The organism is Gallibacter sp. Marseille-QA0791, assembly GCF_965119705.1.
In the GTDB taxonomy this organism is placed as follows: Bacteria; Bacillota; Clostridia; order Peptostreptococcales; family Anaerovoracaceae; genus Lentihominibacter; species Lentihominibacter excrementipullorum.
The window spans coordinates 2,116,679-2,128,800 of sequence record NZ_CBCPMH010000001.1 but is presented as its reverse complement, the minus strand read 5'-3'; the positions used below and the strand labels follow the sequence as shown (position 1 = coordinate 2,128,800).

8 protein-coding genes are annotated in these 12,122 nt (G+C 43.7%); 1 reads left to right on the top strand and 7 read right to left on the bottom strand.

Features of this window, described 5'->3' with window-relative positions:
• Positions 1-12 precede the first annotated feature (12 nt).
• The 4 genes from ACQY69_RS09815 to ACQY69_RS09800 all read right to left on the bottom strand — a co-directional run bounded on the left by ACQY69_RS09815 (position 13) and on the right by ACQY69_RS09800 (position 2,738).
• Positions 13-408 carry a GNAT family N-acetyltransferase gene (locus ACQY69_RS09815; RefSeq protein ID WP_428261048.1) on the bottom strand — a complete coding sequence of 132 codons (396 nt, stop codon included), beginning with the start codon at positions 406-408 and terminating at the stop codon, positions 13-15.
• 117 nt (positions 409-525) lie between these two features.
• Positions 526-1,209, bottom strand: a complete 684-nt coding sequence (locus tag ACQY69_RS09810) for an ankyrin repeat domain-containing protein (RefSeq protein ID WP_428260344.1) — start codon at positions 1,207-1,209, stop codon at positions 526-528.
• A gap of 382 nt (positions 1,210-1,591) precedes the next feature.
• Entirely contained in the window at positions 1,592-2,410 is an 819-nt protein-coding gene (locus ACQY69_RS09805; protein WP_428260343.1) for an IS3 family transposase, read from the bottom strand.
• Positions 2,313-2,738 (bottom strand): transposase, encoded by a 426-nt coding sequence (locus tag ACQY69_RS09800; RefSeq protein WP_428260342.1) that lies wholly within the window; start codon positions 2,736-2,738, stop codon positions 2,313-2,315. The genes ACQY69_RS09805 and ACQY69_RS09800 overlap by 98 nt, the downstream gene beginning before the upstream one ends.
• A 150-nt stretch (positions 2,739-2,888) precedes the next feature.
• On the opposite strand from ACQY69_RS09800, the gene ACQY69_RS09795 reads away from it, so the two are divergent.
• Positions 2,889-3,062 carry a DUF6017 domain-containing protein gene (locus ACQY69_RS09795; RefSeq protein WP_428261047.1) on the top strand — a complete coding sequence of 58 codons (174 nt, stop codon included), beginning with the start codon at positions 2,889-2,891 and terminating at the stop codon, positions 3,060-3,062.
• A gap of 311 nt (positions 3,063-3,373) precedes the next feature.
• Here ACQY69_RS09795 and ACQY69_RS09790 read toward each other — a convergent pair whose 3' ends face one another.
• The 3 genes from ACQY69_RS09790 to ACQY69_RS09780 form a co-directional block, all read right to left on the bottom strand.
• Positions 3,374-4,978 carry a hypothetical protein gene (locus tag ACQY69_RS09790; protein ID WP_428260341.1) on the bottom strand — a complete coding sequence of 535 codons (1,605 nt, stop codon included), beginning with the start codon at positions 4,976-4,978 and terminating at the stop codon, positions 3,374-3,376.
• Between the two features lie 643 nt (positions 4,979-5,621).
• A complete protein-coding gene (locus ACQY69_RS09785; RefSeq protein WP_428260340.1) occupies positions 5,622-6,824 on the bottom strand; it encodes a leucine-rich repeat protein in 1,203 nt (400 codons plus the stop codon).
• 382 nt (positions 6,825-7,206) lie between these two features.
• On the bottom strand, positions 7,207-11,874 hold the full coding sequence (locus tag ACQY69_RS09780) for an InlB B-repeat-containing protein (RefSeq protein WP_428260339.1): 4,668 nt from the start codon (positions 11,872-11,874) through the stop codon (positions 7,207-7,209).
• Positions 11,875-12,122: the final 248 nt, after the last annotated feature.

Sequence of the window (12,122 nt, the reverse complement as noted above, 5' to 3'; positions counted from 1 at the left end):
ATATTCACCTCACTATTCAAAGTATTTCACATAGAATTTCATATCTGTTGGTGTATATCCCATTGCAATATAAAACTCCATTGCGTTTGGATTTGTTGCTTCTGACTGAAACTGAAGTCTCTTATAATTTCGTTCTTTTGCAAATTCTTCTATATACTGAAGACATTGCTTTCCATAACCTTTTCCTCTGACTTCTGGAACAATATAAAGATCGTCTAAAATAATCGCTTTTCCATGAGCCCAAACACTGAATATCGTCATTAAATTGGCAAACCCTACAGGTTTTCCATCTTCTTCAAACATTAATAGGGTTATAAGGTTATTAGAATTTAAGGCTTCTAAAAAAGTATTATGAAACTTTTGATCATCCGCTTGATTCGCATTGTTCCATAACGTATTATCTTGTATTTCTTAATCCATAAATGCCTTATTCAATTTAACCCAAACTTCACAATCTTTTTCGTTGCATAATCTCAATGTAATCATGATTGTACCTCACTAGTATTTTGTAGCAATGTTTCCTTACTATAACTTTAGATTTCTACTTTTAAAGTAATTCTGCATAAATAACCTCATATTACTATTTTTATCAATGTCCGTCTCGTCACCAGGAATAAAATCATCAATATACATACTCTTATTACTTGGTCCGGGATATGGTTCCGGATAATGTCCTCTATTAGCCCACGCGACATAATCTGCGCCATTTTCAATCAATAAATCCAGTATTCTAGCTAACTGTTCCCGCACCTTCTCTTGAACATCTGGATATATACTCGAACGTTCAAATAATAGTTCTGCTGTGTTTATCGACCAGTTAATCGAATCATAACCATTTGAAGCCAATTTGTTCACATCAGCGCCTTTTTCAATCAAAAGCTTCACATAGTCAAATGCAATATCGGATTCATCAATTCTTCTATAACAAAGGGATGTAATAGTAGCATTAATTGCATCAAATAGTACTGGTGCCCGCAATCCTGGATCATCATCTTCCTCTTCCATAAAGTTCACATCAGCACCATGCGAAATTAAGTAGTCTGCAATTTCATATTTACCTGTTTTTAGTGCCACTTGCAACGGGGATTGTCCATGATCCTTTTTAGGCAGAGCCCCGGAAACACAATTAACTAGTTCAAATTTCTTTTCAAGTATACTTTTCACTTCATCAAGATTTCCTTGACGAATTGCTGTAAACAGTTTCTTCATTTCTAACATTTCCTTTCTGCTATAGGATTATTGCACTACCCCTTTATTTTGAGCTCAACTCATCAAGTCTTCTCTTCGTTTCTGCCGCTCTGTCTGCTGGGAAGTTGTATCTCCAGTGGTCATATTCAGAAGTAAGAATACTGCCGCTTGTCAGTTTGCTTTTTATATCATACCAATCTCTCAAATCACCAGCTAAAGAACGGTTGTAGTTTGGATGGTTAATATCTTGTTTAAGACAAACTTTTGATATTGTCAAGATTAGTTGATACATTTTTCTCAAGGATATCACTGACTATGCAGTCACCTCCAAAGCCTCATAATACTGCCTGCGTTTTACCATGGGAGAAAGGCCGCCATTGACAGAGCAGATCCTCCGGTTGTTTCAGTAGCTGAGGAAGTATCTCCAGATAAGTACCTTTAGTTCTTCTACTTCCATCTGCTTTGTGTCATAACGGTCATAAAGGAGCTCCGTTTTCATTCTGGCCCACATGCTCTCGCAACGTGCATTGTCATGGCAGCGCCCTCCGGCACTGTTCATGCTTTGATGAATATGATGCTCCCGGATGGTCCGACGGTAGGATTCGCTGGTATACTGTGTCCCGCGGTCACTGTGGATGACAGCGCCTTCCAACGCAGGATAAGCAGTCAGGGCATTTTCCAATGTATGGATACATAGATTGGCTTTCATATTTGTTTCCATTGCCAGACCGAGGACACTAAGATCAAAGCAGTCAAAAATCGTAGATACATACAGTTTCCCATTGGATGCCGGGATCTCCGTGATATCCGTGATGCATTTTTCTAATGGGATATCAGAACGGAAATCCCGCTTCAACAGATCGTCCGATTTCATGGCTTCGCGATCAGCCTTTGTAATCCCGTTAGGTTTTATCTTGGGTCGATAGCTCAAGCCAATCTGATCCATAACCCGGTATACGGTTCTCTCACTGGGAATATGCACTCCTTCCGGCTGTTTCAGCAACAATGCCTGGTACATCCGGATCCGACCATAAGTATCGTTACATTCATCCTCACTGACGATTTCTTTCATGGCATCTGCCAGATCCTGGTACTTCCAGGGACGGTCTTTATTTGCGAGATATTTATAGAAGCCTTGGTGGCTGATCCCAAGCGTTCTGCAGTAAAACGAGATTTTCCCGGTAATCCTGCCGTCCTCTGTCTTCAGGGCAAGAAAGATCATTCTCTGGTTTTTGCTGACTTCCGACGGCTGGCGGCGAAAAAGCACTGGCTTCCTCCAGGAATTCATTTTCTTCCTTCAGGCGACGGATTTCCTTATCCTGTTCCTTCACCCGTTTGCGCAGCATGGTAATCTCTTCTGACAGGCTCATTGCGCTGGTGGGAGTATGGGAGCCTTCCCCGATATCCAGCTTACCGGCTCTAACAGCTTTCAGCCAGGTATGGATGGTTCCTTCTGGGATTCCTAATTCTTTCGCAGCCTTAGCGCCGCCGATTTCCTTGGCAAGTTTTACTGCCTGTACTTTGTATTCATGGTCATATTTACGTGCCACTTTGAATACCTCCTTATTCTCTTGGTTTTATTATGAAATCCTTGAGAATAGGCTGTCAACTTTTTTTATATCACACCAGCCCTTTAAGAAAACTTCGGTAGATAAACTCGTAAACATCGCGGTGGAAGTGCTTACAAGCAGCAAAAAACTATCCGTGTAAACAAAAAAGAGTCACCTTCATCTCAGGTAAAAAAGTGGTTCCGCAAGCTCAACATCGAGCATATAAAATATGTTCCCGATGAACTCAGCCGCTTCAAATCCGATGTGATAAATATGCGAGCCTTCCTGATAACGCTTATGTACAACACCACTACCGGAGCGTAAATACGTATGTCAAGAGCACCTGAAACCCTATCAATTTTTAAAACTTCTTTCCATAAAAAACGAATGCAGCCAATGATCGCTGCGCTCGTCTTATAACTCCATAATCAATATCTCTGGTTTTACTCATACAATAACATGTAAAACGCCTTATTGCTATCTTCTTCTTTGTATACCGACTGCCGCAACTCCTGCTGCTGCGAGTATTGCAAGCCCTACATAAAGTGCAATATTGCCGTCATCTCCGGTCTGTGCCGATGAGTCAGTAGCAGCCTTGATTGTAAACTCTGTCGTTGCCGTACCGGTTTCGGAAACTATAGTTTGCCCAAAGACAGGGTTTCCAGGTATTCAGCTTTCAAGGTTACTATGGTGCTGCCTTCTTTTACCGTGTAGTCAGACGCATCCAGATCTTTATTGTCCACCTGTACTTTCAGGAAGTCCGTAAAGGCGGCATTGGACGTAAAGGAAAGTCCGTCCTTACTACCTTTCTGCCATATTCCGTTTGCACCGGTGATAATTACAGGCTTAAAGTCAGGATCAATTGCGTCACACACTATGCATTTGCCGTTTTCAAAATTATGTGGAAGCAGATCGCCGTATTCATTTCCGCAAAGAGCGCATACTGCTTTTGCAGTACAGGTTGCTGTACCTCCCGCATGGCTGCTGTCCGCACACAGTACAATTGCATTATTATTGATAAAATTTCCCTTCAGATTAACAGTTCCGTTGTTTTTAAATACGACGCCTTCCGCCATCGTCAACGATGTCTGCTCAGGAATGGTTAATTTAACACCATTGCGAAGTTCCACATCACGCGTGATGACAGGATTCCCCACAGCTCTGCCTTGTTCATAATCGATGATTACACTGTTTTCAACCGTGTCGGAGTCAGAGAGACTTGCCTCATTGTCAACATTGTCCAGCCAGACCCCGGTCAGAGAAATTCCTTTGGTGGCGGATATGGTATAATAATCACTGTATGCCTGCGCTTTGACCACAGAATCGGTCATGCTAATGGTTCCTTCGTAAGAATAGATAGCAGCATTATCTTCGGAGGATACTTCCACCGCGCTATTTTCAATATCAATGTCTCCAAACAGCGCATAAACTGCGGTTGCGCTCTCAGAATAAAGTGTCACATCGCTTCCGTTGGATATTGTAATGTGACCGGGAGTTGGTGGAGACGATAAGTCGTTTCCCGTCCAAATTGCAGGAGATTCCGAATTAGCTCTTGCCTCAACAGTAGAATTGCTGATAAATACACTGTTCTCCGACCTAATCGCAGCATAATAATCCGTATATTGCTGTGCGTATAAGGTGCTGTCTGTTATTTCGATTCCGGCATTTCCAATGATCGGGTGATGTGATACATCGGTAACATCAATATATGCGCCATTTTTAATCGACAGCACCCCGCCGGCCTGAATACCCACACCCGTAAAATCATTTACGCCTTTTGCAGTAATATCAATGTCAGCATCATCGATGGTGATATCAGCGCCAGCTATAGGGATTCCAATTCCATAATATGTGCAGTCAATGGTCAGCGAATCGCCGGTTATCGTAAGCGCACCGGCGTTCGTTCCGCGAATACCGCAGGTGGCGGAAGTAATGGTATTCTCACCGACCAGATTGATGTTCAAATCACCGTTAAACAGGATCGCTCCCGCACTATTGTCATTCTGCTGGTAGTTTATCTCTGCGTTATTCAAAGTCAGTGTGTTGGTACCAGGATCATAGGTTGCCGTTCCGCGTCCACACGAAACAGTATGGTCAGTACCGTTCAGGATATCGGTCCCGTTCACCTGCACCGTAGTCGGGTTAACAGGCGCCGCAAATACCGTTGCAGGCATCAGACCGATGATGAGCATAAGCGACAGCACCACTGTCAATGCCCGGCTGCGTAATTTGTGTTTCATAGATTGTCCTCCTTCATTTTACTTTCTTTTACAAATACCTTCAATTATGTACGTATTGCATCCATCTATAATCTCAAATACTCTTCGTCCTCAAACAGCGCATAGTAGCCGCAGGCTCAAACAAAGATGCAGGTCATACCCTGAATAAACTCTGCCGGCATCCCCAGATTACCAGAGAGCAGCCAGGTATATTTACGGTACCTGGCATTCACACCCTTGAAAAATTTCCTGCTGTGTCTCCGGTGTTTCGGGCTTGTGTACACCTGATACATAAATCAGTATTTCGACCCGTGGAGTTTTGCTGTAAGGAATAGCATCTCTTGCAAAAACCTCTCGATGCCATCAAAGCTCGTCGGCGCTTTCGCCATAAAATCGTCTTCCTCTTTTGCCATGCAGTGAGCGGTCACCTCAATGACGATGTTATCGTTGCCGCTTTTATATTATTTAGCTTTAAAATAATTCTTATATTAAAACAGCAGACGTAACCGTCATAGACTGTCCTAATCCCTTTCTTTTCCCATAATCCACGGTATGATCGGTGCCGCCCTTGTCTTGGGTCAAGCAGGCGATACATACGGTATGGTTAACTGCCAAGTGGCTAGTGCGCTTTGTGGGATAAAACCACAGAGCACATTGCTATAGGTTATTTACTGTACTTTTTCTTGCGGTTGTAAATGATAGTGCCGGTCAATGCAGTGCCCGCAGCCAGCATAACCGCAACCCAAATCGCCATATTGCTGTCGTCTCCTGTCTGCACTATCCCATCGGATACGGCAACTATGCTGAATTTAGTATCCGCCGTTCCGGTGATTGAAACGATGGTAATAGTATGCTCACCTGCCGGGAGTTTTTCCAGGTATCCCGCTTTAAGAGTGACTATGGTGCTTCCTTCCTTAACTGTATAGTTGGAAGCGTCAATATCTTTGCCATCGACCTGGACTTTCAGGAAGTCTGCAAAAGCGGCGCTGGACGTAAAGGAAAGTCCGTCCTTGCCACCTTTCTGCCATGTGCTGTTTTCTCCCTTTATTATCTTACATACGGATCCAGGCTCCTGTGTTCCGCATATTGTACAATCTTCACCTTCGCAATCATGGTCCGTCGATCCCGTGCCCACTTGAGAAATCATCAGTCTGTCTTTATAACTATTCCATCCATTGTAAATCCGGTATCTGGAAATGCTTTCTTTAGGTACGATGATACGGAAATCATCAGGAAGGCTCTTAAATATCTCTGGTCCTATCGTTGGCGGAAACACCGCATTGATGACTACGGTTTTCAGATTGCTGCATCCACCAAACGCATAGTCTCCAATATTTGCGATATGAGAAGGAATCTCTATAGATGTAAGCGCTTTGCAATTGGCAAACGCCGTATTCCCGATTTTTTTTACACTATCCGGAATTTTAACAGATGAAAGCGAACTGCATTCCAGGAATATCTGCGATTCGATATCCTCCACACCATCTGGAATGTTAAATGATTTGAGATTGAAGCAGCGAGCAAATGCTCCGGATCCGATTTCTTTCACACTGTCCGGTAACTTGATGTCTTCAAGAGATTTACAATTTTTAAATGACTCCGATCCCAATTCTGTAATGATATACTCACCACCGTTTATTTTCCCCGTCAGATCGATCGCTTTAAAAGATTTTTCATTATTATTCTCTATACAAAGGTGCTTATTGGATGCTCTGACATTATATAATGTTATGTTTTGGTCTGCGCTTGTCAAAGTTCGGTTACTTGCATCATAAGTCCAGTCATTGGTTTCCGCAGATACCCCTGTCGGCATAATGGTCAGCATCATCATAACAAAAACCGTTGTGATACAGATTCTTTTTCTCATATCATTTCTCCCCCCTTATTATCTGACAATATCTCACTGCACACATATTTATATTATAATATCACAGAGCCATGCTCTGCAAGATTTCATCCGATCAGTCAAGCTCTCTAATTATCGGCATTTCACAGATCATCATATATATTCGGAGATGCGAACACTTATATATTCTTTCCATGAATTGCTAATATCAAATAATACTCAAAAAGCAACTTTTCTAATCAGGTCGAGTGTAACATCTTTATCTTCCGGTATCTTCACCGGCACATTAAGTTCAAAGCTTTATCTCAGCAGTATCTCGCCGCCTGCTTCAACGATAAGCAGACTGCAGCCACCTAAGCAAAAATCCTTTTCTTTATTTTGCCTTTCATGATATCTTCTTTCCTTATTCTGATCCCTTCCTCCGTCTTCTTATAACAAGTCCTGCCAATGCAGCAGCTGAACCCAGAAGGAGAAATCCCCAAAGCATCGGATCGAAGTGATCTCCGGTAGGAGTTCCTTTATCGTGTCCTTCACCTTTCGATCCATCTTCTGACGGTGACATCTTATCAGGCTTCCAGTTGGCGGTATAATGTTTGTCACCGCCGGAACCTTTAGTGATAATCACTTCCATTTCGGGATCATCGCCGTTGGAGCCGGTCCAGCCGATGAATACATAGCCTTCCCGTTCAGGAGCTGTCAGAGCAAAATCATCTGTCTCGGCAGTATAAACGACCGGATTGGCGTTCCCTGCAGCAGATCCGCCTGCAAGGTCATATTCTATGACATATTCCACCGGCTTCCAGATCACCTTAAACTCCTGATCTCCCCTTACCTTGTATTCGTGGCCCGGTATATATTTGTTTCCGTTTTCGTCTTCCCAAAATTCGAAAGTATAGTACTCTCTCGAAGGAGCATCAGGAATATAAATGGTGCTGTCATAATCCGCATTCACAGCAACAATATCCTTGCTGCCGTCATCCCACTTTCCACCGTTCGGATCGAATTTCAGTGTCTTTTCCTCAGCTTTCCAGTTGGCGGTATATTCCCGGTCACCATGAGAGCCTTTTATGATCGTGACTTTATCCTGAGGGTCATCCCCCTTTATGCCTGTTCCCGTCCATCCAAGGAATTCATAGCCAACGCGCTGAGGGTTGATGAGAGTGAAAGTTTCAGTGTTTATATTATATGTTGCCGGATTACCTTTAATTGCGCCGCCTTCAGTGCTATCCCTGTCTGCCGCTACAGTTCCTCCGGCAAGGTCGTAATCAATGGTGTACTCCGTTTCCTTCCACTGGGCATATAATGTAAGTTCTGAACCATCTACAGGATTGTCCGAGATAAATACTGCTTCGTCAGAGTAGGATATACCGCTGCCATCTGCTCTGGTGTTCCAGCCGATAAAATCCCAGTAGTCCCTTTCAAATTCACATGGCGACAATGTTGTCTTACTGTCATAAAATGTTTCCTGCTGCAGCATTTTGCCTTTTACTTCTTCACCGTCAGCATTATCATCAAAAACAATGAAGGTTGCTGCAGGAGTCCACTGAGCGTACAGATGAACCTGTCTATCGTTTTTTTCAGTAAGATTTAATACATCTTGGGAATCAACATAATCAACGGCAGACCCCTTCCACTCAGATTCCGTCGTCCAGCCGGCGAATTCATATCCGCGGCGCTCGAACTGATTGGCAAACAGCTTCTGTCCCTCACCGTAGACCATATCCTGCGTCACTGTCTGATCGCTGCCGCCGTCATTGTCATGGAATATTATCTTATAGAGATTCGGGACAAAATGAGCTTCAATTTCCATATCTCCTGTAACGGTAAATGTCTGTTCCGCTTCCGTCGGCTCCCATTCTAATCCGCTATCGCTTCCAAGGATCGTATATTGCTCAAAGTGATGGCCGGTTTCCGCCGTTGCAGACACCCTGATTTTCGTTCCCCATATAAGCTTATCTTCCGGACCGACTTGCTCTCCATCTTCGTTTGTTACACTTATCTTCCCGTTACCGTCGTATTCGGCGTCCACCGAATAATAGTCAAAATTGTATGCTCCAAAGTCTTTACTTATTTCTATAGATCTGTCCTCAGTATTATATGCCTGCATACCTTCATCACCAAATACGACTACATATATCCCATCAGGTATATTTTCTACGGTGTAAATGCCCGGGCTTTTTTTCACGAACGTCACATTGTGTTGTACAGTATCGTCACCATATTTTTTCAAAGTAATATTTATTGCAGCCCCGGCGTCAACAAACTTACCGCTGTCCGTTATGATGATCGTTGCACCGGTCTTTGTAAGCCAGTTGGCTTTAAGTGTTTTCCCTTCCAGACTGCCGTCCTCGTTCACTGTACAGAGATTCGTTATCTTGGCTTTATCCGGAAACTTTTCCTCAGAACCCGCTACGGTCCAGTAAGTGAATATACTGTTCTCATTCTGCAGTTTAAGCTGTTCAACAGAAATCAGCTGCGTAGGAGTATCATAATATATTCCCTGTTCTCCTATTTTCTGATCGTTCTGACCCACAAATGTCACATTATACGGCTTCGGATCCCACTGCGCGTACAGCCTGATGGTATTGCTATCACTCTTCAGAAGCTCTTCCTTCGAAATCTCATTTATCAGATCCTTATCAGAAAAAGGTACTCTGTCCCTGCTCCAGCCTTTAAACTCCCATCCCTCCATAGTCATAGTCCCTATCCTCTGCGAGTCTGCCTCAGTATATTGTATCGTTATAGAAGCCGGTATATCACCCTTAATCTCATTAGATGCATTCCCCGGCTTATTTTTATCCAATTCTATCGTATATTCATCGTACGCCCAGATTGCGTAAAGCTGCGTATCCTCTTTCACCTGGATTGGATCTCCCGGGTTGTATGCCACCTCTGTTGAGCCCTGTTCAGCAGCCCAGCCAACAAAGACGCGGTTATTTTTTGACGGAGTTTTCTCCGGGATCGCTGCCGACGGCTCATCGTCGTACGTATATACCGGATCCGGCATATTCTCGGCAGGACCGCTCTGATCTGTATCTATGAACGACAGCTTGTTGCGGGACATATCGATTTTTATATCTAGTGTCTCTGTAACAGGATCATCTCCCGTTTCATCAAATGTTTTCGAAGCTTTGAACGTATGACCGTATTCATCTTTTGCCGTGATGTCTATATCAAATTCGTTCTCAGGCATATAGATTGTCGCAATGCCTTGCGCATCGGTAGTCCCTTCCGTAAGGCCCTTAAACCGCTCCTTATCCTTATCGGCATAATCGTTTGAGCTGGTTATATCATAGCTGACCTTTGCACCCGACACATCCTTCCCGTCCTGATTTTTCACATGAACATTCAGCCTGTATCCCCAGTGAGGACACTCTGAAAGCCCGTAATCATCGTATGTATATGAGTAATAGAAATTCTTCAGCAATTTCGGCGGCAGTATATCCCCGGAAATTCCATTGCTGAAATGCCCTGCATTGGCGCAGATACTGTAGCCTAATTTCTTAAAAGTTATATCGCCGCCTACACAGCTGAAATCCTCGCATGCATGGTATTTTCGCTTTCCGTCCCAATACTGGCCGCTATTCATCTCGGCGGAAAACTCCAGTCCGCTTTCCAGATCAGCGCTGAGAGACAACATTTCGAATGCACTGCCTGCGACCCCTGTAGCAACTCCTGCAAAGAACTGTCCTCTAAAAGTGACTCCCTCGAATTCAAACCGGCTGTCAGGTGAAAAATTATTTATACCAAGTCCTGACCGTGAGCTTATGCTTACAAATATATATGTCGGTAAATAGAAATCAAACCTGACTCCGCCTGATGATGAGCCTGAAAATCTGATATTGATGCTGAACTCAAATTCAAATATGCCCTTTACACCTAAAGAGAATGTCTTGACAGGAATATCGATTACAATGGACGGCAGATTCACATCAATCTCCGCGTCTTCACAATATCTGTCATCAACCAGAAATACGGAAAAGTCAAAATAGGACATTGACATTGCATTGACTATAATTTGAACCTCCATAGTGCCATGCATATGCGCCGTAAAAGTTATCCCGCCGGGCAGCCAAACATCATCCCAGTCATCTTCATAGTCAGCTTTGCCGCCGATACTCGCCGCCTTGATATATGTCGCCATTTCTTCTTCGTTAACTTCACCGTTTTTTCCGGCGCTTTCCATGACCTCACCGCGCAGAACCGCACTGCCTGATTTCTCATCTACGCTCGCACTCTTGGCTTTGAACATGACATAGCTCGTCTCTGCCCCGTTTGCGCCCACAGTCTCATCCGTTATGAACACCGGCGCACCGTATTCGATATCATCAAGCTGACGGGAAAGTTCACTGTCTATATTATTCAGAGTACAAAGCTGATCGCCGCCGTTTGTCGGCATCATCTCCACCTGGACATAGCCTGCACCTTCCACGCCTTCCTGGCCGGTGGGGCCTTCATCTATACGGATGACGTCATCAGCAAGGATCAGAAAACTGCCTTCCTCAGCACCTGCATTTTCAGCGAGCTCCACAAGACGATCCCCCTCATTTCTGAAATCTTCTATGGTTTTGTCGCTGATCTCACGGATCGCTTCCGTGTACTGATTGGTTACATACGGATCTGCCACATCCTTTCCGGAACCGTCCTTAAGCAGTATTTCCAGTATGAAATATTCCGGCATGTCTTTATCAAATGTTACATTTGTCGTAACAAGTTCATCTGGAGAAGCCGTGACATTAATGCTCTTTGTATATACCGGAGGTCTATCTTTATATTGGCCCTTGTATCCATCGTCATAAAAATTCACGACGATGGTCTCAACATTTCCCATCCAATTTATCTCTGCTGTCTTTGCAACAGTGTCAATTTTAACAACGTTGAACCCCGCTGCCGCTTCACTTTCCGAATAAACCACCGCTTCATTGTCGGCCTTGACAGTGCTTTCTGCCTTTTCTTTCTGTGTTTCATTCTTTGCTGTTTCCGCCCCTGCCGAATCTATAGCAGGACAGATCGTAGCCGCAAGCGTGACTGCCAACACTATCGCTGTGATCTTCTTTGCAATATTCTTCATATCTCCTTCTCCTCTATGGTGACAGATTTCAGATATATTATGTCTTATATCCTCGCTGTTTTCAGACCTGCCGATCCTGATACAAAGCAGACAATCCCATATTATTCATATCATAAAAAATATGAATATTCGTAATATTATATCATGAAAATCCGGCTCTGCCATCGCCCGTCAAAAAGGGTAAAACGGGTAATATCATAGTGCCGCATTTGCGTCCAGCTTTCGTCCGTTTTGCCAAAATCCCTTAT

Bases quoted from the DNA above. Each gene is read 5' to 3' on its own strand.
- ACQY69_RS09785 (WP_428260340.1), bottom strand. From the start codon at position 6,824: ATGAGAAAAAGAATCTGTATCACAACGGTTTTTGTTATGATGATGCTG.
- ACQY69_RS09780 (WP_428260339.1), bottom strand. From the start codon at position 11,874: ATGAAGAATATTGCAAAGAAGATCACAGCGATAGTGTTGGCAGTCACG.
- ACQY69_RS09805 (WP_428260343.1), bottom strand. From the start codon at position 2,410: ATGATCTTTCTTGCCCTGAAGACAGAGGACGGCAGGATTACCGGGAAA.
- ACQY69_RS09810 (WP_428260344.1), bottom strand. From the start codon at position 1,209: ATGAAGAAACTGTTTACAGCAATTCGTCAAGGAAATCTTGATGAAGTG.
- ACQY69_RS09790 (WP_428260341.1), bottom strand. From the start codon at position 4,978: ATGAAACACAAATTACGCAGCCGGGCATTGACAGTGGTGCTGTCGCTT.